Origin of the sequence: Streptosporangium vulgare, from assembly GCF_042428775.1 — a bacterium.
GTDB lineage: Bacteria > Actinomycetota > Actinomycetes > Streptosporangiales > Streptosporangiaceae > Streptosporangium > Streptosporangium vulgare.
This window is the reverse complement of sequence record NZ_JBHMBS010000011.1, coordinates 30265-50246: the sequence shown is the minus strand read 5'-3', so window position 1 is coordinate 50246 and position 19982 is coordinate 30265. Positions and strand designations below refer to the sequence as shown.

The 19982-nt window shown below is 69.8% G+C and carries 20 protein-coding genes, 1 tRNA gene and 1 pseudogene; 5 read left to right on the top strand and 17 right to left on the bottom strand.

Annotated features, from left to right (window positions below; translation table 11 throughout):
- Positions 1 to 208: 208 nt before the first annotated feature.
- Positions 209 to 976, top strand: a complete 768-nt coding sequence (locus tag ACFFRH_RS23095) for a hypothetical protein (RefSeq protein ID WP_386159481.1) — start codon at positions 209 to 211, stop codon at positions 974 to 976.
- Here the strand turns inward: ACFFRH_RS23095 and ACFFRH_RS23090 are convergent.
- A complete protein-coding gene (locus ACFFRH_RS23090; RefSeq protein WP_386159478.1) occupies positions 966 to 2243 on the bottom strand; it encodes a hypothetical protein in 1278 nt (425 codons plus the stop codon). The genes ACFFRH_RS23095 and ACFFRH_RS23090 overlap by 11 nt on opposite strands.
- A 263-nt stretch (positions 2244 to 2506) precedes the next feature.
- Here ACFFRH_RS23090 and ACFFRH_RS23085 point away from each other — a divergent pair, with 263 nt between their 5' ends.
- Positions 2507 to 3493, top strand: a complete 987-nt coding sequence (locus tag ACFFRH_RS23085; protein WP_386159475.1) for a DsbA family protein — start codon at positions 2507 to 2509, stop codon at positions 3491 to 3493.
- A 65-nt stretch (positions 3494 to 3558) separates the two neighbouring features.
- On the opposite strand, the gene ACFFRH_RS23080 is transcribed toward ACFFRH_RS23085, so the two are convergent.
- From ACFFRH_RS23080 to ACFFRH_RS23035, 10 genes are all read right to left on the bottom strand, one after another.
- Positions 3559 to 4782, bottom strand: a complete 1224-nt coding sequence (locus ACFFRH_RS23080; RefSeq protein ID WP_425581788.1) for an IS110 family RNA-guided transposase — start codon at positions 4780 to 4782, stop codon at positions 3559 to 3561.
- Between the two features lie 469 nt (positions 4783 to 5251).
- Positions 5252 to 5548 carry a DUF1416 domain-containing protein gene (locus ACFFRH_RS23075; RefSeq protein WP_344746938.1) on the bottom strand — a complete coding sequence of 99 codons (297 nt, stop codon included), beginning with the start codon at positions 5546 to 5548 and terminating at the stop codon, positions 5252 to 5254.
- Complete coding sequence (locus tag ACFFRH_RS23070) at positions 5548 to 6387, bottom strand: sulfurtransferase (RefSeq protein WP_344746939.1); 840 nt, start codon at positions 6385 to 6387, stop codon at positions 5548 to 5550. The genes ACFFRH_RS23075 and ACFFRH_RS23070 overlap by 1 nt, the downstream gene beginning before the upstream one ends.
- Positions 6388 to 6402: 15 nt before the next feature.
- Positions 6403 to 6801, bottom strand: coding sequence for a DUF4395 domain-containing protein (locus tag ACFFRH_RS23065; RefSeq protein WP_344746940.1), 399 nt, complete (start codon positions 6799 to 6801; stop codon positions 6403 to 6405).
- 62 nt (positions 6802 to 6863) lie between these two features.
- Complete coding sequence (locus tag ACFFRH_RS23060; RefSeq protein WP_350969279.1) at positions 6864 to 6947, bottom strand: putative leader peptide; 84 nt, start codon at positions 6945 to 6947, stop codon at positions 6864 to 6866.
- Positions 6948 to 7038: 91 nt separating this feature from the next.
- Positions 7039 to 7395: a TlpA family protein disulfide reductase gene (locus ACFFRH_RS23055; protein WP_344746955.1), complete on the bottom strand. Its 357-nt coding sequence runs from the start codon at positions 7393 to 7395 to the stop codon at positions 7039 to 7041.
- A 138-nt stretch (positions 7396 to 7533) separates the two neighbouring features.
- Complete coding sequence (locus ACFFRH_RS23050; RefSeq protein ID WP_386159726.1) at positions 7534 to 8460, bottom strand: anti-sigma factor family protein; 927 nt, start codon at positions 8458 to 8460, stop codon at positions 7534 to 7536.
- A 2-nt stretch (positions 8461 to 8462) separates the two neighbouring features.
- Positions 8463 to 8975: a sigma-70 family RNA polymerase sigma factor gene (locus ACFFRH_RS23045; protein WP_344746942.1), complete on the bottom strand. Its 513-nt coding sequence runs from the start codon at positions 8973 to 8975 to the stop codon at positions 8463 to 8465.
- A 48-nt stretch (positions 8976 to 9023) separates the two neighbouring features.
- On the bottom strand, positions 9024 to 9704 hold the full coding sequence (locus tag ACFFRH_RS23040) for an LmeA family phospholipid-binding protein (protein WP_344746943.1): 681 nt from the start codon (positions 9702 to 9704) through the stop codon (positions 9024 to 9026).
- Between the two features lie 200 nt (positions 9705 to 9904).
- Positions 9905 to 10156 (bottom strand): MoaD/ThiS family protein, encoded by a 252-nt coding sequence (locus ACFFRH_RS23035; protein ID WP_344746944.1) that lies wholly within the window; start codon positions 10154 to 10156, stop codon positions 9905 to 9907.
- 206 nt (positions 10157 to 10362) lie between these two features.
- Here ACFFRH_RS23035 and ACFFRH_RS23030 point away from each other — a divergent pair, with 206 nt between their 5' ends.
- The gene (locus ACFFRH_RS23030) at positions 10363 to 11076 is read left to right on the top strand and encodes a winged helix-turn-helix transcriptional regulator (RefSeq protein WP_344746945.1); all 714 of its coding nucleotides are present in this window, start codon (positions 10363 to 10365) and stop codon (positions 11074 to 11076) included.
- 344 nt (positions 11077 to 11420) lie between these two features.
- On the opposite strand, the pseudogene ACFFRH_RS23025 reads toward ACFFRH_RS23030, so the two are convergent.
- From ACFFRH_RS23025 to ACFFRH_RS23015, 3 genes and pseudogenes are all read right to left on the bottom strand, one after another.
- Positions 11421 to 12074, bottom strand: a pseudogene (locus ACFFRH_RS23025) (response regulator); the annotation flags it as partial.
- Positions 12071 to 13204 (bottom strand): sensor histidine kinase, encoded by a 1134-nt coding sequence (locus ACFFRH_RS23020; protein WP_386159469.1) that lies wholly within the window; start codon positions 13202 to 13204, stop codon positions 12071 to 12073. The gene ACFFRH_RS23020 and the pseudogene ACFFRH_RS23025, both read right to left, overlap by 4 nt.
- Positions 13205 to 13600: 396 nt before the next feature.
- Positions 13601 to 15409, bottom strand: a complete 1809-nt coding sequence (locus ACFFRH_RS23015) for a bifunctional metallophosphatase/5'-nucleotidase (protein ID WP_344746947.1) — start codon at positions 15407 to 15409, stop codon at positions 13601 to 13603.
- Between the two features lie 132 nt (positions 15410 to 15541).
- Between ACFFRH_RS23015 and mshD the strand changes: the two genes are divergently transcribed.
- Complete coding sequence (gene mshD / locus ACFFRH_RS23010) at positions 15542 to 16465, top strand: mycothiol synthase (RefSeq protein ID WP_344746948.1); 924 nt, start codon at positions 15542 to 15544, stop codon at positions 16463 to 16465.
- 252 nt (positions 16466 to 16717) lie between these two features.
- Here mshD and ACFFRH_RS23005 read toward each other — a convergent pair whose 3' ends face one another.
- From ACFFRH_RS23005 to dcd, 3 genes are all read right to left on the bottom strand, one after another.
- Positions 16718 to 17722 carry an inorganic phosphate transporter gene (locus ACFFRH_RS23005; RefSeq protein ID WP_386159464.1) on the bottom strand — a complete coding sequence of 335 codons (1005 nt, stop codon included), beginning with the start codon at positions 17720 to 17722 and terminating at the stop codon, positions 16718 to 16720.
- Entirely contained in the window at positions 17723 to 18340 is a 618-nt protein-coding gene (locus ACFFRH_RS23000) for a DUF47 domain-containing protein (RefSeq protein ID WP_030924556.1), read from the bottom strand.
- A gap of 410 nt (positions 18341 to 18750) precedes the next feature.
- Positions 18751 to 19326: a dCTP deaminase gene (gene dcd / locus ACFFRH_RS22995; protein WP_386159460.1), complete on the bottom strand. Its 576-nt coding sequence runs from the start codon at positions 19324 to 19326 to the stop codon at positions 18751 to 18753.
- A 203-nt stretch (positions 19327 to 19529) separates the two neighbouring features.
- Between dcd and ACFFRH_RS22990 the strand changes: the two genes are divergently transcribed.
- Positions 19530 to 19603: transfer RNA gene (locus ACFFRH_RS22990), tRNA-Gly, on the top strand.
- Positions 19604 to 19982 lie beyond the last annotated feature (379 nt).

The window sequence follows — 19982 nt, the reverse complement described above, 5'->3', positions numbered from 1 at the left end:
CACCCCGACCGGCCCGGCCACCCCGACCTCGGGTCCCCCCGCCGCGCCCTCGCCCCCGGCCCCGGGGCTGCCCGCCACACCTCCCGCTCCGGCCAGAAGCCGCCCCGCCTCGCCCCAGCGCCGCCAACCTCCGAGCGGCGGCGGCCAGTGGACGCCCGGCCCGCTGCGGACGTTCCCGGACGAACAGGTCTGGCCCCCGAAACCGCCCGTGGAAGAACCGGCGGAAGAGCCACCGGGAGCCTCGACCCAGCCGTTCCCCTCCGTCCCCGGCCCCCCGCTGCCCAGGCCCTCCGCCGCCGGAACCGGGACGGTCGCGGCCACCCCCGCCGTCGCACCCGCCGACACCCCGCCCGGGGAACGCCCCCCGCCGGAGACCGCGGCGGCCACGGAGGAGACCTCGCCGGCGAGGAGTCGCCGTACGGTGCTGCGGGCCGGCGGGGCGATCGTGGCCGTGGGACTCGGCCTCGCTGTCTCCGCGTGGAGCGGCTACACCGTCTACAGGACCGGCAACCCCGCCGACAGGATCCACACCGTCGCGCCGGGAGCCGCCATGACGCTGATGCACGTGTCGTGGAAGGCCTCGGTCGAGCAGGTGGACAGCCTGCCCGGCCAGAAGCCCCTCCCGGCCGACCGCCAGTGGCTGAAGATCAAGGTGACGAGGACCGCGCTGGACGCCGAGGGCGTCAGCCTGCGCGGTGAGCCCCAGGTCGAGGTGCGGCACTCCGACGGCCGCGTGTGGAAGGTCCTCCCCGAGAGCAACGACCTCCCGGAAGAGGCCAAGGACCACAAGGTCGGTACCGCCTACTCCTACAACATGGTCGGCGTGGTGCCCAGGAAGCTGGCCGGGCAGGTCGAGGTCTACGTCCGCCCCGCGACGTACCACGTCGTGGAGGACGAGTCCGTGAAGGACATCTTCAAGAACGCCGCGAAGCAGAAGGACCCCGCCCAGGACCAGGTGCTGCGCTTCAGGCGGTGAGCGTCTCCCCCGCCTCACGACTGCGGGTGGCCGCGATGTCGAACGTGGCCGCCAGCAGGCAGACGGTCAGCGTCAGCACCACCAGTTCCCTGACGAAGGACACCGGCCCGCCCAGCGCGAGCCAGACGAACGGGTCCTCGTTGCCGATCAGCGTCCGCACGCCCCGATCCGCGTAGTCGGTGACCACCCTGATCCCGACATAACCGAGACAGAAGAGACCGAACAGCGCGGGACCGCCCCGGACGGCGAGCCGGAAGGCGTTCATCGGGGGAACCCAGCGCTCCTGGAACCCGGCCGTGGCGCGGGTCATCGTGGTCTGGGTGAGGTTGTGCGTCCGCTCCATCCGGGTGGCCACGTTGTCGAGCCTGGTCCCCCGCACGACGGCCCGGGTGTCCTCGGCGAAGGCTCCGTAGACGAGCGAGGCGACCGTCAGCCAGGTGAGCGGGACGACCAGACCGTCGATCACATGGGGCCAGACGTCCCCGACCGCGTCCCAGAAGGTCTTCCACCACGGCACGGCCTCGCCCGCCGCCTCGGCCCAGTCCTTGACCGTCGTCACGGCGACCCGGTGGTCCAGCCAGTCCGCCCGCGCCTCGGCGAAGGCGAACAGGGCGTTGAGGCTGTAGAAGGCGAAGGCCAGCTCGAAGAAGGTCGCGAACACGCCGCTGCCTTTGACCTTGCCGTTCACGTGCCACCAGCCGAACAGCGCCTTGAGAAGGTACGCGACCACGGCGACCCCCAGTGAGACCCGTACGTCCAGCGTGGAGAGCCCGGTGCCGCCCTCCACCCCGTTCCCCGCGAGACTCGACGCGAAGTCCTGGTCGACCCGCCTGGCGGTGTCGACCCCGATGAACTCCCTGGCGTCCGCGTTCTGGAAGCTCCAGGCGAGGTAGATGGTGGCGAAGACCAGCGTGGCGCGGTTCAGCGCGCCGAACATGCTCTCGTCCGCCTCGCCCCCCTCCCGCCGCGCCCGGATCTCCCGCAGCGCCCCGCGCACCGAGTGCAGCATGCCGACCATGATCACGAGCTCGTTCAGCACGATCAGCGTGAAGACGAACATCGTGATGACGAGCCGCACCTGCCGGTAGTCACCGTGGGAGACCTCGCTGGCGGCCACCATCAGCAGCGCACGGACCACCCGGCCCGCCGAGAACCAGAGGATCAGCGACAGGGCGCAGGCGCCGAAGATCCTGAGCGTGTGCATGGGCAGCGAGGCCGCGGAGAGCGAGGCGGACCTCCGGCCGACTGCCGGCGACTGTGCGGGCATAACAGGCGTTTCAGGCACCCGACGCATGCTAACGATTCCCCCGACGGAGCGCAGCCCGACCGGCGGGACCGGCGGAACACCGCTTCCCCCGCCTCCCGCCGGTTCCGTCGGCCGTCGTGAGCTCGGCCGGATTCCCGCCAGGTCGAGGGCGCCGAGACGGCGGCCGCCCCGGGTTCCGCGCGCTCGTCACCCCGGATCGATCGAGGTCGGCGGGCCCGTCGAATAAACGGCCGGATCCGTTTGTTGCAGCGGCAATGAAGCGCATGGAAGTCTGGGCCGACCTGGCCTGCGCGTGGGCCTACGTCGGCAGGCGACGCCTGGAGCAGGCGCGACTCGGCGAGGACGTGGAGATCGTCTGGCGCCCGTACGTCATCGACCCGATGGCTCCGGTGCCGTCGGAGCCGCTGGAGGAGGAGCTTCGCGACCCGGTCGCCGAGGGCGCTCTGCGAGCCCTCCACCCGGCGCCGCCCCCGGCGGAGGGGCGGCTCGAAGACGGCGACCGGCCGAGGGGCGCCGTGTGGCGGGCGAACACGTTCGACGCCCACCGGGTCGTCGCCCTCGCCTACGGGCGGGGAGGCGCCGCGCTCCAGGACGCGGTCGTGGAGCGGATCCTGCGCGCCCACTTCGTCGAGGGCTCCGACATCGGGGACCGCGCCACCCTGGTCGCGCTCGCCGCCGAGGCCGGTCTGGACGGCATGGCCGAGGCGCTCGACCGGGGCGACGGCGCGGACGAGGTCCGCTCCGAGCTGTTGCGCGGCAAGGCCGAGGGCGTCGCCACCTCGCCGACCTTCGCGGTCGGCGACACGATGGTCTCGGGCGCGCAACCGGCCGAGGTCCTCGCCGACCTGGTACGGCACGCCGCCCCTCGGCGGGAACTCCCCGACGAGGTGAGGTGGCTGCGCCAGGCCGAGGCGCTGCTGGACGCCCGGGACCCCCTCGGCGCCCTGTGGATCCTGCGTCCGCTGCTGGCCGATCACGGCGACGATCCCGCCGTCCGGCTGCTGGCGGCCCGCGCCTACTTCGGCTCGGCCCAGCTCGGCAGGGCGAGGGAGACCCTGGAGTCGCTTCTGGAGCGCACCCCCGGCGACCACTACGCCCGGTTCCTGCTCGGCCGGACCCTCGAACGCGCCAACCGTCTCGCCGAAGCCCTGCCGCACCTGCGTCTGGCGGCGGCGATGTCCCCGGTGCCCGACCACGTCGACGCCCTCGATCGTGTCGAGAACCGCCTGGCGGACCGTCTCACGGTCTGACGCGGGGAGACTGTCCGACGTGAAAGGGATTGTCCAACGCGAAAGACATCCCAGGAGCTTAGATGTCAAGCCGCAAGCGACTCCGCGTGATGCGACCAGGCGGTTGCCTCGTGGTAGAGCGTGCCGGTCTTGAGGCAGCCGTGCAGGATGCCGACGAGGCGATTGGCGAGCTGGCGCAGGGCGGCGTTGTGGCCGCAGCCGCGGGCCCGCTGCCGGTCGTAATAGGCACGCGCGCCGGGCGAGAGCCTCAAGGAGCTGAACGCCTGGGTGAGCAGGGCGTCGATGAGCCGGTCGTTGTGCACGAACCGGGCCAGGGCGACCTTCTTCTTGCCGGACGCGCGGGTGATCGGGGAGGTCCCGGCGTAGTTCTTACGGGCCTTGGCGGTGGCGTAACGCGCAGGGTCGTCGCCGAACTCCGCGAGCACCCGGGCACCGAGAACCGGTCCCAGCCCGGGCTGGGACAGGACGATCTCAGCGGCCGGGTGCTGCCCAAAATACTCCTCCACCTGCCCCTGCAACGTCTTGACCTGGGCGTTGAGCACGTCCAGGACGGCGATCAGCGCCTGGACGGAGGCGGCGTAGGCGGCGGTCACGACCTCGGGCTGGCCCAGGTGATCGGCACGCAGAGCGGCCTGGATCGCGGTGGCCTTGTCGGCGACGTTCTTGCGGCGGGCCCGCTTGAGCGCGGCGCTGATCTGCCCGATCGTCAGCCGGGCAGCCTGGGTCGGGGTGGGCGCCTTGGCCAGCAGTTCCCGGGCGTCGGCGGCGTCCAGGTCGTCGAAGGCCGCCAGCGCGGCGGGAAAGTAGTCGCGCAACGCGTGCCGCAACCTTTGGGTGTGCCGCGTGCGTTCCCAGATCAGTGTCTTGTGCATGCGGGCCACGACCTTGACGGCCTCGGCCTGCGGGGTGTCGCCGGCCACGGGGCGCAGTTCGTGGGCGTGGGTGCGGGCCATATCGGCCAGCACGTGCGCATCCCCGGCATCGCTCTTGGCGCCCGAGACCCCGAGCCGGTCGCGGAACCGGGCGGCCTGCAGCGGGTTGACCGCCAGCACGGTGTATCCGGCGGCGACCAGCGCCCGCACCCACGGGCCGCGGTCGGTCTCGATGCCCACCAGCACCTCGGCCTCGTCGATCTCTTCCCCCGACAGCTGTGCCACCAGCGCGTGCAACCGGGCCATCCCGGCCACCCCCTCGGGCAGCCGGGCCTTGGCCAGCCGACGGCCGGAGCCGTCCATCACCTCCACGTCGTGATGGTCTTCGGCCCAGTCATCGCCCACAAACAGTCGCAACGGTCCTCCCGTTCTCGATGCCGATCACCTTCAGCAGCCCGCGGGAGAACCATCGGCGACCTAATCACGCAGTGCTCACGCCTACGAGGCGGGCACGACATCCCATCAGCGATCACTTCTCCCGTCCCACCGGCAGGGGCACGGTCTTTCGCCAGGACTCAACGTCCAGGAGATCCGAGTGCTCACCTGCCAGCGGCCTACCACCAGGAGTCTGCCGGATGGCTTACTCCCAGAACTGATTAGGACTGCCTGACGCGCGGGGACCGTCCGACGCGAAGGGGCGGCTGTCCGACGCGAGGGGACTGTCCGACGCGTTCCCGCGTGTCCCGCGCAACGGAAAGGACCGGCCTCCCGAAGGGGAGCCGGTCCTTTCACCCTGCTGGTCCGTGCTTTTCGTACTACCTACTTGTGCTGTTCGTACCGTTCGGTCAACCCGCTGGTCCGCTGTGGTGAGTCCGGTCCCGGAAGGTCAGACGGCCACGGCGAGCTGGGTGACCTCACCCAGGCGGGCCTGGGCCGGGATGTCCTTGGTGATCCCGCCGCCCGCGATGATGCGGACGGTCCAGTCACCGGGAGCGGCGAAGAAGCGGAAGATGCCCTCGTCGGACACCACGACCTCACCGGTGAACTCTCCCGCGTGGTCGAGCAGGCGGGCGTATGCCGTGCCCGCGCCCGAGACCACGCCCTGGATGACGGCCTGGCTCGAAAGATCGATCCCGGCCGGAAGGGCGACCGTCTGTTCCGGAGCTGCGCATCCCTGAGTCATTATCGGGCCTCTCCCAGTTCGATCGGCACGCCGATGAGCGAGCCGTACTCGGTCCACGATCCGTCGTAGTTCTTGACGCTGGCCTGGTCGAGGATCTCGTGGAGGACGAACCACGAGTGCGCGGAGCGCTCCCCGATGCGGCAGTAGGCGATGGTGTCCTTGGAGAAGTCGACACCCTCGCCCTCGTAGAGGGCCTTGAGGTCCTCGTCGGTCTTGAAGGTGCCGTCGTCGTTGGCCGTCTTCGACCAGGGGATGTTGCGGGCGGTGGGAACGTGGCCGCCGCGCTGCGCCGCCTCCTGCGGGAGGTGGGCGGGCGCGAGCAGCTTGCCGGAGAACTCGTCGGGCGAGCGCACGTCGACCAGGTTGAGCTTGCCGATCGCGGCGACGACGTCGTCACGGAAGGCGCGGATGGACAGGTCCTGGTCCTTGGCCTGGTAGCTCGTCTCGGGACGGGCGACGACGTCCTTGACCAGCTCGCGGGACTCGAGCTCCCACTTCTTGCGGCCACCGTCGAGGAGCTTGATGTTCTCGTGGCCGTAGAGCTTGAAGTACCAGTACGCGTAGGCGGCGAACCAGTTGTTGTTGCCGCCGTAGAGGACCACGGTGTCGTCGTTGGCGATGCCCCTGGACGACAGCAGCGCCTGGAAGCCCTCACGGTCGATGAAGTCGCGGCGGACCGGGTCCTGCAGGTCCTGCTTCCAGTCGACCTTCACGGCACCACGGATGTGGCCCTTGTCGTATGCGCTGGCGTCCTCGTCCACTTCAACGAGGACGACACCGGGAGTGTCGAGGTTGGCCTCGACCCAGTCAGCGTCGACCAGGACGGCGGAGCGGCTCATTTTGATCCTCCAGGATCATCGTGCGGCGGGTAGTAAACGGCGAATGATCAAAAACATCTCGCAGCCGAGACAGAAACCAAAAACGGCGTTGAGAAAGGCGGCGAAAAGGGCCGCTGCGACGGCGCCGAGGGCCAACGGCGTGATCTGTGCGACGTATCCGACCAAACCCACCAGAGCGAAGGCGAGGCCGACCCCCTGCGCGAAGCGCGGCGGGGCGGGGTCCTCCAACTCCTTCGGCGGGCTCTTCACTATCCCTTTGAAAATCATCCCGTACGGCGAGGTGCCGAGAATGCCCAGTGCGAACACGACGGCCTGCACGGCCAGCAGCCATGCGCTGCCCGTCACGAGGACGAGTGCGAGCACGACGGTGGTGACGGCCGCTGCGAAGCGGAGGGCTCGGGAATCAACCTGCATCGCCTGATGCTCCTGAAGGGTTGTGCAGATCGGTGCGGCTCGACGGCCGCTTGAGATCGCCCTTAGGAAACGCGACAGAGAGCGGTGGTCACGCGGCAGAAATCAACCGCGCGCCGCTTGGTGAGCAGCTCTGTCGTGGAGTTCATGTCCACGACATTACCCCGGCGTCCCGCCATCTGTCACATCCCTGTCCAATTTCTGAGACATGATCGTTCAATGGGCGATAGGGTGCCCCGCTCATTCGCCGACCGCCAGACCGAGCGCGCCGATGACGTCGGCTTTCCTCGGCTGACCGGAGGCGCGCTTCACGACCCGGCCGGACGCGTCGAGGACGAGGACGGTGGGGGTGCGCAGGATGTTCAGTGATCGGACCAGGTCGAGGCGGGACTCCGCGTCGATCTCCACGTGCGCGACGCCGGGGACCATCCCGGCCACCTCGCCGAGGATCCGCCGGGTCGCCCGGCACGGCTGGCAGAAGGAGGTGGAGAACTGCACGAGCGTGGCCCGCTCTCCCAGCTCCGCGTGGATGTCGCCGGACGTGAGCCGCTCCACGTCGCCCCTCACCTCCCGCGCCACGCCGTTCCGCCGCCGCATGACCACGCCCACGAGCGTGGCGAGGACGAGGGTGACGACCACCACCGTCGAACCGATCACGGAACACGACAACAGACGTGCGCCCCGGCCCATTCCCGCACCGCCCCGCCATTCCCGCACCACCCCGCCGGAACGGGTTCAGGGGGCGGGGATCGTGAGCAGCACCCGTCCCCCGGCGGTGGTGATCTCGAACGACGTGATCCGCTCCGGCGGGATCGTCGTGGTGCCCTCGAAGCCGCCCGACTCGTCGTAGGCGGCCCTGTTGACGACCCAGTTGCCCGCCGTCTCCCTGCGACCGCCCTCCCCGATCACCTCCAGCCGGCAGCGCGTGCCCTTGGCCACCCCGGTGAGCATGACCTTGACCGTGGTCGCCCCCTCGCCCACGGACGCGGTCACCACCGCGCGGACCGTGCCCGTGCCGTCCGCTCCCTCGAACCGCAGCTCGCTCGGGGCGAGCAGGACGTCCGGCGGTGCGGGGCTGGACAGCGGGGACCCGGAGGTCTTCGGCATGGAGTCGTCCGCCGAGGACCTGGAGGTCTCCGGTGCGAAGCCGCCCGTCGAGGACGGGGTGGGGGCGGCCATCGGGGTTCTGGAGGCACTGACCTTGGCACTGACCTCGGCGTCGGCGTCGGGCGCGGCCTGGTCCGCCAAGGACCGGGCGTTCTCCCGGTCCTCGCTCGCCACGGCCGGCCTGTCCGCCAGGGTCGCCGACGCCGGGGCGGCCTCCTGGGAGCCCTGGCTCTGGGTGACGGTCCACAGGGTTCCGCCGCCGAGCCCGACCACCAGGACCGAGGCGGCCAGCGAGAGCATCAGGCGGTTCGTACGGTGCCGCCTGACCTTGGCGCTGAGCAGCCGGTCGAGCACCGCCGTGGGCGGGCTCGCCACCTGCGCCACGTCGCCCTCGGACACCCTGCCGAGGAACGTCGTCACCCCGGCCAGCTCCTCCAGCTCGGCCCGGCACTCGGCGCACTCGGCGAGATGGGCCTCGACGAGCACGCGCTCGTCCGGCTCCAGGGCGCCGAGGACGTAGACCCCGAGAGACATCCGTACTTCGTCACAGGTCATCATCATGGCGCGAGCCCCCGCTCCTCCAGCGCCAGTCTGAGCGCCCGAAGCGCGTAATACGTGCGCGATTTAACCGTTCCGGCGGGGATGCCGAGCGACTCGGCGGCCTCCTTGACGGATTTCCCCTGGTAGTAGACCTCGGCCAGCACCTCGCGGTGCTCGGGCCGCAGCGCGGCCAGCGCCTCGGCGATCGCCCACGACTCGACGGCCCGCTCCAGCTCGTCGTCGGCGGGCACCACGGCGAGCGCCTCGTCGCCCGTCTCCGGGGGACGCGCCTTGCGCGCGCGGTGCTGGTCGACGACGAGGTTGCGGGCCACCGTGAACAGCCACGCGCGGATGGAGCGGCCGGCGAACGCGTCGGGATGGCGCCAGGCCCGCAACAACGTTTCCTGCACGACATCCTCCGCTCTCCCCGAGTCGCCCGTCAGCCGCAGCACGTAGCCGTAGAGTGGCCCGCCGTGCTCGTCGAAGAGCGCCCTGACGAGTTGCTCGTCGGCGGTTCCGGCTTGGCTCACATCCTCACGACGTACGGCGGGACGATCCGGTTCAGGCACGGGGCACGTTCAGCCTCGGAGGGGCACGTCGGTGGCCTCGCCGGAGATGCGCAGCCCCTCGGGAACGGCCTTGACCTCGGTGAGCTTGAGGTTGTACGGCAGCTTCCCGATCGGGATGCGGTAGTTGATGAACCGCTCGGGGTCGGGCACCGGGATGCCTCCGCCCAGGGTCACCTTCCCGGGGACGAGTTGCAGGCCGCCCTCGACGATCTCGACCTTCAGCGCCGCCTTCACGGGCACCTTCTGTCCCAGCACGGTGATCTCCCCGCTGACGTTGAGCTCGTCGCCCACGACATTGACCTTGATCCCGCGCGGCGCCTTCTGGTTGAGCGTCTCCACCGGGACGACCACCGCCCCCTCCACGCGCTCGGCGCGCATGTCCACCTGCTGGGGGCGGAGCACCAGGTCCGCCAGCGGGGCCGTGACACCGCGCAGGGTGAAGTCGACGCTCGACAGCCGGATGCCCGAGATGGTCATCGCGCCCGCGGCGACCCTGACCTCCTCGTAGCGCCCGGCGATCGCCTGGGTGAGGAAGGGGATGCCCTCGATCGTGACCTCGGGCGGGGTCGAGAGGTCGTACTTCGCCGTGGCCTGCGTGGCGATCTCGCGCTGGACCCCCGTGACGGCGACCCTGTCGAGGATCACCACGAGAACGAGGAGCAGGAGGAGAAAACCGATCAGCTTGCGCATCCGACTCCCTGTTCGTTCTCCGGTCCGAGGGTGGCCGTTCGCGTGACCTCCCCTGGTAATCCTGTCCGAAACGCCGCGCCGGTGGTAGCGCCCACGCGCCCCAGGCCCACCTTGTTCGGGTTCAGCTTGTTCAGGTTCACCTTGTTAGGGCCCGCCTTCCGGTTCGCCCTCCCGGGGTTCCTCTCCCGGGGCCGCCCCGCTCAGCCGCCCGCGAAGGGCGGGAGCACCTCGACCGTCGCGCCGTCCGTCAGGATGATCGTCTCGTGGGGCCGCCTGCCCACCGGATCCCCGTCCACCAGGAACGATGACCGGCTCACGACCCGGGCCAGTCCTTCACGGTTCGATGTGATTTTCGTCATCAACTCGGCAAGCGTCGCGGCCTCGGAACGCTCTTCCGCGATTCCCGCCGCTTCCTTCGCCGCTGCCCAATATCTGACAATGACCGTCGCCATCAGTGAATCAACTCCCCAAGCACACGTAGGGTTACCGCACCATTACGGCGAATTCACATGGAGAACGGGTGTTCACCAGGTGGACGTTCGCTGGACGCTGAACCCTTGTGGGTTATCCTCACCTACTACGGGACCTGGGCAACGTAGCCCCCGGGTCCTTACGTGTTTGTACGGCTATCGCCGACATGACGCGGGAAGGAGGCATCGTGAGCAATCTCCTGCTGCTCACCAACGCCCTTGAGCCCTCAACTGAGGTGCTTCCGGCGCTGGGGCTACTACTGCACTCGGTACGGGTCGCGCCCGCGGAGGCATCCGCCCTGCTCGACGCCCCGCCCGCCGACGCGATCCTGGTGGACGCGCGCCGCGAGCTCGTCCAGGCCAAGAGCCTGTGCAGGCTGCTGCGCACCACGGGCGTCGCCTGTCCCCTGGTGGTGATCGTCACGGAGGGCGGTCTCGCCGGGCTCACCGCGGAGTGGGGCACCGACGACGTCATCCTCGACACCGCCGGACCCGCCGAGGTCGAGGCGCGGCTCAGGATGGCCGTGGGCAAGCTCCACCTGTCCGCCGCCGAGGAGGTGCCGGACGAGATCCGCAACGGGGACCTCTCGATCGACGAGGCCACCTACACCGCCAGGCTCCGCGGGCGCGCGCTGGATCTGACCTTCAAGGAGTTCGAGCTCCTGAAGTACCTGGCGCAGCACCCCGGCAGGGTCTTCACCCGCGCCCAGCTCCTCCAGGAGGTCTGGGGGTACGACTACTTCGGCGGCACCCGCACCGTGGACGTCCACGTCCGGCGGCTCCGCGCCAAGCTCGGCGCCGAGTACGAGGCGCTGATCGGAACGGTCCGCAACGTCGGTTACCGGTTCGTCCCCGAGCGCGGCAACGAGCCCGTCGAGGAGCGCGAGCCCGCGCGCCGCTAAGGCCCCTCGTCTCCCCGGCCCTGTCCTCCAGGAGCCCGGGGTTCCCGGGAGTCGCCGGAGACGGCCGTGGCACGTTCCCGCTCCCACCCCGCGGAGTTCTCGCGAGGCGAGGGCGGGAGCGGGGCAGGCCCGCGCGGGCACGCGGCTGCGCGTACGCGGCCGTGTCTGCGTCCGTGTCCGGCTGTGCGCGTGACGCGCGTGCCTCAAGCGTGCCCACCGGATGACGAGCCGGGCATACCAGACGGACCAGGCGTGCCAGACGTGCCGAGCCCTCCGGACGCGCCGGACGCCCCGGTTGTTCCAGGGGACCCGGATACCCCGGACGCCCTGGACACCCCGGCTGCTCCGGGCGTGACCAGCCCCGACTCGTAGGCGAGGACGACGAGCTGGGCCCGGTCGCGCGCCCCCAGCTTGGTCATCGACCGGCTGACGTGGGTCTTGACGGTGGCGTGGCTGATGGCCAGGTGCCCGGCCATCTCCGCGTTGGACATGCCCGTGGCGACGAGTGCCAGGATCTCCAGCTCGCGGCCGGTCAGGCGTTCCAGGCCGGGACCCGCGACGGGCCTGGGCGGGGTGGACACGTACTCCTCGATCAGCCGCCGGGTCACGGAGGGCGAGAGCAGCGCGTCACCGGCGGCGGCCACCCGGACCGACCTCAGCAGCTCGGCCGGTTCGATGTCCTTGAGCAGGAAGCCCCCGGCCCCGGCGCGCAGCGCGGCGAAGACGTACTCGTCGAGGGCGTAGTTGGTCAGGATCACCACGCGCACCGCGTCGAGCTCGGGGTCGGCGCCGATCCTCCTGGTGGCCTGGATGCCGTCCAGCAGCGGCATCCTGACGTCCAGCAGCGCCACGTCCGGCCGCAGCGCGCGGGACATCTCGACGGCCTCGACGCCGTTGCCCGCCTCGCCGACGACGGTGATGTCCTCGGCCAGGTCGAGCAGGGCCCGGAAGCCCGCGCGGATCAGCGCCTGGTCGTCGGCGAGCAGCACCCTGATCACGGCCGCCCCGCCAGGGGCAGCTCGGCCCGGACGGCGAACCCGCCCTGCGGGCGCGGGCCCGCGGTGAGCGATCCTCCGGCGGCGACGGCGCGCTCGCGCATCCCGATCAGCCCCATTCCGTATCTCGTGACCTCCGTGGCGCTCTCCCCGTCGTCCTCGACGCGCAGCACGACCGTCCCGGGCCGGTACTCGGTCGTCAGCGTGATCGACGCGGGCCCCGCGTGCCGGAGCACGTTGGTGAACGCCTCCTGCGCGATGCGGTAGGCCGTCCGGTCGACGTCCGGGGGCAGGTCCAGGCGCTCCCCGACGACGAGGACCCTGACCGGCAGCCCCACCGCCTCCGCCCTGGCGACCAGCCGGGGCAGCCGGGCGAGGCCCGCCTCGGGACCGTCGGGATCGGCCTGCCTCAGCACGCCCAGCGTGGCGCGGAGCTCCCGCATCGCCTCCCGCCCCGACTCCTTGACCGCGGTCAGTGCCTCGCGGGACCGCGCGGGATCGTGGTCGAGCAGCTGCATGGCGACGGAGGCCTGAACGTTGATGACCGAGATGCTGTGGGTGAGGGTGTCGTGCAGTTCCTGGGCGATCCACAGCCGCTCCTCGTCGGCCCGGCGCAGCGCCGCCTCCTCGCGGGTCCGCTCGGCCTCGGCCGCCCGTCTCTCGACCTCGTTCAGGTACGCGCGGCGGTTCCTCGTCGTCTCCCCGAAGACCACCATCGCCACCAGCCAGCCGCTGAGCAGGGTGAAACCCCCGTCGGGGGCGGGGTCGACGTCGGCCAGCGCGATGAGGCCGTAGACCCCCACGGCCATCGCGACGGCGAGCCGGACCGCGAGACGGCGCCGCCCGAGGACCGCCGCCGTGTAGATCGACATCAGGGCGGGCGCGGCGGCGAAGATCCCCGGATACCGCCAGGCGTAGTAGGCGACCGCGCAGGCCACGGTGATCGTTCCCACCGGCAGGGGCGCGCTCCGCCGGAACGCCAGCGCCAGCGACGACACCGTGACCAGCGCCAGGCCGAGCGTGTCCAGCGGGCGCTCGGGGAAACCCGAGCTGGACAGCCCGCCGTAGGTGCCCCCGACGATCCCCGACAGCACCCCGGCCGCGACCAGCGCGTCGGTTCTCCGGGTCCTCACCTCTGCCACGGTAGGTCACCGTACCCGCGGTGCCGACCCCTGTAAGGAGGAGGTCACCCGTACATCCCCCGCCGTACGCCGGCCTCGGCCGGGCCCCGGACACCACTCCCGGTGCACGGCTTCCGGTGGACGGCTCAGGCCGGGCGGTTCCCGGAGTACGGCGAGACGCCACCGGCGGCACCGCGTGCCAGAGGCTCACCGGGCGGAAGGCTCACAGGACGAGGAAGACCCGCAGGAAACGAGGAAGGCTCACAAGGACGAGAGGCCCACCGGACCGTGTCCGGTGGGCCTCTCCGGCGTGTCACGCCTTCGGCCTCTGGCCTGTCACGCCTTCACGGTGTGTCACGCCTCACGACGTGCCGCGATCCTCTCGGCGTGGCGTGCCTTTCGCCCGCGTTACGGGGTGACCGTGATGTGGTTGGGCACCGGGGGCGTGATCGACGGGTTCGCCGCGAAGTGGGCGGCGAAGGCGTCGATGTCCAACGGGCCGCTCCACAGGTCCGTGCCGTCCTTGAAGGCGAGGAACGCGTCACCGCCGCCGACCAGGAAGTTGTTGGCCGCGACCCTGATCGTCTGCGTGTCCGTCACGGCGACACCGTCGATCTTCATGTCGGAGACCTTCGAACCCCACGGCGCGCTCGCGCTGTAGGTGTAGGTGAAGTTCGACGACGGCTGAAGGATCTTGGTGAACGCCTGGGCGTTGGGGCCGCCGACGAACTGCTGCTCCAGAACGGTCTTGAGCTGCGCGCCGGTGAGCGTGACCACCTGCATGAGGTTGTTGAACGGCTGGACCGTGAACGCCTCTCCGTACGTCACCACGCCGGCTCCCTCGCCGACGGGCGAGCTCGCGTAGGTGAGGCTGGCACGCACGCCGCCCGGGTTCATCAGGGCGAGCTGGGCGTTGCCGCCGGTCCTCGTCGCGGCGAGCTGGCCGTCGGCGATGAGGTTGCCGAGCGGGGACTCCCCGGAGGCCACGGCGGTGTTGGTGATGTCCGCGGTGATCCTGCCGATCGGCCTGTTGGCCACCGACGCGACGCGGTCCTTCCACGTCTGGACGAACGTGGTGATCTCCGGGTCGGGGGTGACGGTCCTGGTCACGACCTGGTTGTCGGCCACGACCGAGGAGCGCACGACGTCGCGGGTCTTGACGTCCACCTGGAAGTCGACCTTGGTGATGACCCGGCCGAAGGAGCCGCCCTGGCTGTAGAGACGGGTGCCGCCCTTGGGGTCGGCCACCTGGCACAGGTACGCCTGGTGGGAGTGGCCGCTGAGGATCATGTCGACCTCGGCGTCGACCTGGGTGGCGATCCGGTTGCCCGCGCCCGGCTGGGCGCTGCACGCGTCGGGCGACTGGCCCGCGGTGACCTGGTCGCCCTCGTGCACGAGCACGACCTGGGCCTTGACACCGACGATCTTGAGAAGCCTGGAGGCGACGTTCGCGGCCTTCACCTCGTCGATGAACTCGAGGTCCTTGATGCCCTCGGAGGTGACGATGCCCGGGGTGGTCTGGGTGACCAGGCCGATGAAGCCGATCGGCACGCCGTTCATCCAGCGGATCGCGACCGGGGGCAGCGCGGGGATGCCGTAGTCCTTGAGGAGGCTCAGCAGCGAGCCGCTGTTCGTGCCGCCCAGGGCCTCCAGCGCCTGCTTCTCCGCGCCTCGCGCCGGGCGCTTGAAGATGACGTTCGCGCCGAGGTAGTCGTAGTTCGCGCCCTTCCACTTACCGGCGGGCGAGCAGCCGTCCACCGGGTGGCAGCCGCCGTTCATGATCCGCTTGAGCTCGGCGTACCCCTCGTCGAACTCGTGGTTGCCCACGGCGGAGGCGGTGACGCCGATCTTGCCGAGGAACTCCACCGAGGGCTCGTCGTGGTAGGCCGCGGAGATCAGGGGGCTGGCGCCGATCAGGTCGCCCTGGGCGACCTTCAGCGTGTTCTTGTCGGAGAGCTGCTTGAGGTGGGTGGCGGCGAAGGCGGCACCACCCGCTTCGACCGTGGCGCCGGTCTCGTCGACCATGCGGCCGGACGAACCGGTCGGCGGCTCGAGGTTGCCGTGGAAGTCGTTGAGGGAGAGCAGTCGGACCGGCACCGTCTTGGCGGGCTTGGCGGCGGGCTTGTTGCCCGCCTGGGCCGGTCCCATCGCGAGCACGAGACTGGCCCCGGCGAGCACGCTCGCCATGGCCAACCGCTGGAAGGAACGAGACATCATGAACCACGACACTAAGGGGACTGTCTGTGCAAGGAATGACCGAGAGGTAACGATTCGCCCGACGGACACATGGCGCCTTTTGCCAGTCCCCCGGTGGGTTCGGGAAACATCTGCCCGCTTAGAGTCCACACCATGAACGCGCGTGTGGAGTACCGGGGGTCGCTCGGCCCGCAGGAGGTGTCCGACGTCCTCGCGGTGGTGGAGGCGGCCACGGAGGCCGACGGGGTCAGGCCGCTCAACGAACATGTGATGCTGCACCTGCGCTACGGCGGCGACGAACGAGCCGGAGCCGTGCTGCTGTACGCCGGGGACGATCTCGCGGGCTACGCCCACGTCGATCCGACCGACCCCGTCGAGGGCCCCAGCGGGGAGCTGGTCGTCCACCCGGCGTTCCGCCGCAGGGGGTACGGGCGGCGGCTGCTGGAGGCCGTGCTCGACCACACCGGCGGGCACCTGCGCCTGTGGGCGCACGGCGGGCACCCGGCCGCCGAGGCCCTCGCCCGGTCGGCGGGATTCGAGAAGGTCAGGTCCCTGTGGCGGATGCGCCGCCCCCTGTCCGCCGACATCCCCGCCTTCGACCTCCCCGAGGGGGTACGGCTGCGCACGTTCGAGCCCGGCACCTCCGACCGGGAGGCGTGGGTGGCGCTCAACGCCAAGGCGTTCGCCCAGCATCCCGAGCAGGGTGCGTGGACGATCGAGGACCTGGAGCGGCGCGAGCGGGAGCCCTGGTTCGACCCTGCCGGGTTCTTCCTCGCCGTACGACCGGACGGCTCCGGGGAGGGCGACCGGCTGGTGGGCTTCCACTGGACCAAGGTCCACGGCGACGGCGACCACGCGCACGCCCCCCTCGGCGAGGTGTACGTCGTCGGCGTCGACCCCGACGAGCGGGGAGGCGGCCTGGGCAAATCGCTCACCCTCGCGGGCCTGGCCTACCTGCGCTCGCGGGGGCTGAGCCAGGTGATGCTGTACGTCGACGAGAGCAACCCCGCGGCGCTCCGCCTGTACGAGAGGCTGGGCTTCAGTCGCTGGGACGTCGACGTGATGTACCGGAAGTAGGAAGCCTCCCGCGTAACGCGAGGGGTCTCGCCGCGTGACGCACGGGGCGCCTCCCGCGTGACGCAGGGGTGTCCCCGCGTGACGCACGGGATGCCCTCATGTGACGTGCCGGATGTCTCCGCGTGAGGTACCGGAACCGACGTACCGGAACCGACGTCCGGAACCGACATGCCGGAGGCAGGGAGGGCGCCCCCGGAAACAGGACGCGCCGGACCGGGGTCGGCTCCCCGGTCCGGCGCGGTCACCCGAGGACTACTCGACCATCCAGTGGAGCGCGAAGTAGGACAGCGCGGCGACCAACGCGGCGGCCGGGATCGTGAGGACCCAGGCGGTCACGATGTTGCCCGCGACGCCCCAGCGCACGGCCGACAGGCGCTTGGTGGCGCCGACGCCCATGATCGCGCTGGTGATCGTGTGGGTGGTCGAGATCGGGGCGCCGAAGCCGATGGCCGCCGTGTAGAGCACGGTCGCCGCGGCCGTCTCCGCGGCGAACCCCTGCGGGGGGTCGAGCGCGATGATCCGGCGTCCGAGGGTCCGCATGATCCGCCAGCCGCCCGCGTACGTGCCGAGCGAGATGGCCGTGGCGGCGGAGAGGATGACCCACTGGGGGATCGGGTCACCGTCGTTCTGGTAGCCGCCGACCACGAGGGCGAGGAAGATGACCCCCATGGTCTTCTGCGCGTCCTGGAGACCGTGGCCCAGCGCCATCGCCGCCGCGGACACGGTCTGCGCGTGGCGGAAGCCCCGGTTGGTCTTCGTGGGCTGGGAGCGCCGGAATCCCCACAGGATGCCGATCATGATGAGCCCGGCGAGGCTGAAGCCGATCAGCGGAGACAGGATCATCGGGATGACGACCTTCTCCATCACGCCGTCCCAGTGGACGGTGCTCGCCGAGGCGAGCGCGGAGCCGACCAGGCCGCCGATCAGCGCGTGACTGCTCGACGAGGGAAGGCCGAAGTACCACGTGACGAGGTTCCAGGTGATCGCGCCGATCAGGCCCGAGCCGACGATGACGAGGCCGTGGCTTCCCTGTGGAGCGTCGATGATGCCCTTGCCGACGGTCGCCGCCACCTGCGTACCGAGATGCGCACCCAGGAAGTTCATGGCCGCGGCCATGAACAGCGCGGCCCTCGGCGTCAGCGCGCGCGTCGAGACGGAGGTCGCGATCGCGTTCGCGGCGTCGTGGAAACCGTTGGTGTAGTCGAACACCAACGCCACGACCACCACGCCGATGACGAGTGCGAGCGTGAGATCCACTTAGCTTTCCTTGACCGCGATCGACTCGATCGTGTTGGCCACGTGCTCGAAGGCGTCGGCGGCCATCTCGAGCTGATCGATGACCTCCTTCATCTTGAGGACGGTCAACGCGTCGTACTCCCCGCCGAAGAGCTTGGCGAGAAGGCGGCGGTAGACCTGGTCGGCCTGGTTCTCCAGCCGGTTGATCTCGATCCAGTACTCGTTGAGGTTCTTCATCGAACGCAGCCTCGGCATGGCCTCGGCGGTGAGTTCGGCGGCGCGCTCCAGGACCTCGACCTGCCGGACGACCTCCTTGGGGAGGTGGTCGATCTGGTACAGGACGATCAGGTCGGCGGCCGCCTCCATGTAGTCCATCACGTCGTCGAGATTCGAGGCGAGACGGTAGATGTCCTCGCGGTCGAAGGGGGTGATGAAGCTCTCGTTGAGCCGATTCATGATCGCGTGAGTGCGCTCGTCGCCGGCGTGCTCACATGCGCGCATCTTCTCGGCCAGGGCTTCCCGGTCCGATCCGTCACTGATGATCTCTACCAGCAGACGGGACGCTGTGACGAGGTTGTTCGCCGAGTCGGCGAACAAGTCGTAGTAGCTGTCCTCACTAGGTGTGAGACGCAGGCGCACGTCGTTCTCCAGATGTGCGGGGATGGTCCGCAGAGAAGGGTACGGGTTACCAGCGGAAATGCGAACTTCACCCGCCAGACACGCACTCTTCGTGATGTCGTTACCCGGCGGGTACCCGGCGACACACGGCTTGAGGCAGTCTTGCGGGCATCTTTCCGGTGACCGTTTTTGCTAGTTTTCGGCCACATTATGCCGAAGGCAGGTCACGTATGGGACTCTCTCCCCCGGATCTGTCGTCCGGCGCGTCGCCCGCACTCCCCTCCGAAGCCCCCGCTTCCACGACGTTTTCCCGAGATCCACCAGGCTCGGGCAGACCGGTGGCCCCTGCGGACAATCAGGGTGATTTCCATCACGGCCCCTCACCAAACCGCGTTCAGAGCCTTCCTGACAGCCCGCCCGGGTGGAGAGGATCAGATGGGGGTCCGGTGGAAGTTGAGGTACGAGCGGCTCGGCGTCGGCCCTCGCTGCCCCTGGTAGCGCGATCCGTACTTCTCCGAGCCGTAGGGATACTCCGCCGGGGAGCTGAGCCTGAACATGCAGAGCTGGCCGATCTTCATACCGGGCCAGAGCTTGATCGGCAGCGTCGCGACGTTGGAGAGCTCCAGCGTGACGTGCCCGCTGAACCCGGGGTCGATGAACCCGGCCGTCGAGTGCGTGAGCAGCCCGAGCCTGCCCAGCGAGCTCTTGCCCTCCAGCCGCGAGGCGATGTCGTCCGGCAACGTGACGACCTCGTACGTGCTCGCCAGCACGAACTCCCCCGGATGCAGGATGAACGGCTCGTCCTTGTCCGGCTCGACCATCCGCGTCAGATCGGGCTGCTCGACCGCCGGATCGATGTGGGGGTACCGGTGGTTCTCAAAGACTCTGAAGTAGCGGTCCAGGCGCACGTCAACGCTGGACGGCTGGATCATCTCCGGCTGGAAGGGATCGATCCTGACCCTTCCGGCCTCGATCTGAGCGGTGATGTCACGATCGGAAAGCAGCACGTGTGGAACCTACCAACGGCGGAGCGGTGAAGCTCGCTCCAGGGAGAGACGTATGAATCCTGCTTCTGGGAGGGACAGGGTGAATCCTGCTCCCGCGAGGGGCACGCGAAGCCCGCCTCCGGAGGACCGCATGAATCTTGCTCCCGGGAGGGACGAGAGTCGCCCAACTTTCCGCTAGAGTGGTGACGCGCGGCACGCCGCACGCGGGTGTAGTTCAATGGCAGAACATCAGCTTCCCAAGCTGACAGCGCGGGTTCGATTCCCGTCACCCGCTCCAACACTAAGGCCCAGGTCAGGACATCAATCCTGACTCGGGCCTTATTGTTTTCACGGCTGTCTTTCACTCGCGTGCCAGATCCGTGCCAGATTGGTTGATCTTGGCATGGGGGGCCACCGATCATCAGGTCTAAAGAGCGCGGCGACCCCCCACTGATGGACCTCAGTCCATGATCTGGTGCAGCAGGCCGATTGCCGCCAACCAGACAGGCACCCCAACCATGGGATTGGTCAGGAACCCCGCAGCAACGGCGATCGCGGAGGAGACAGCCAGGATGGTTACCCACCTCTGAGGCAGACGCCCATCCCCGCTGGCCGCAGACGCTTTGTCTGTCGGAGATCCTTTCCGTACGCTCATCAACGACGTCCTCTCTTGTACC

Bases quoted from the DNA above. Each gene is read 5' to 3' on its own strand.
- ACFFRH_RS23090 (WP_386159478.1), bottom strand. From the start codon at position 2,243: ATGCCCGCACAGTCGCCGGCAGTCGGCCGGAGGTCCGCCTCGCTCTCC.
- ACFFRH_RS23085 (WP_386159475.1), top strand. From the start codon at position 2,507: ATGGAAGTCTGGGCCGACCTGGCCTGCGCGTGGGCCTACGTCGGCAGG.
- ACFFRH_RS23075 (WP_344746938.1), bottom strand. From the start codon at position 5,548: ATGACTCAGGGATGCGCAGCTCCGGAACAGACGGTCGCCCTTCCGGCC.
- ACFFRH_RS23070 (WP_344746939.1), bottom strand. From the start codon at position 6,387: ATGAGCCGCTCCGCCGTCCTGGTCGACGCTGACTGGGTCGAGGCCAAC.
- ACFFRH_RS23065 (WP_344746940.1), bottom strand. From the start codon at position 6,801: ATGCAGGTTGATTCCCGAGCCCTCCGCTTCGCAGCGGCCGTCACCACC.
- ACFFRH_RS23060 (WP_350969279.1), bottom strand. From the start codon at position 6,947: ATGAACTCCACGACAGAGCTGCTCACCAAGCGGCGCGCGGTTGATTTC.
- ACFFRH_RS23055 (WP_344746955.1), bottom strand. From the start codon at position 7,395: ATGCGGCGGCGGAACGGCGTGGCGCGGGAGGTGAGGGGCGACGTGGAG.
- ACFFRH_RS23050 (WP_386159726.1), bottom strand. From the start codon at position 8,460: ATGACCTGTGACGAAGTACGGATGTCTCTCGGGGTCTACGTCCTCGGC.
- ACFFRH_RS23040 (WP_344746943.1), bottom strand. From the start codon at position 9,704: ATGCGCAAGCTGATCGGTTTTCTCCTCCTGCTCCTCGTTCTCGTGGTG.
- ACFFRH_RS23035 (WP_344746944.1), bottom strand. From the start codon at position 10,156: ATGGCGACGGTCATTGTCAGATATTGGGCAGCGGCGAAGGAAGCGGCG.
- ACFFRH_RS23015 (WP_344746947.1), bottom strand. From the start codon at position 15,409: ATGATGTCTCGTTCCTTCCAGCGGTTGGCCATGGCGAGCGTGCTCGCC.
- mshD (WP_344746948.1), top strand. From the start codon at position 15,542: ATGAACGCGCGTGTGGAGTACCGGGGGTCGCTCGGCCCGCAGGAGGTG.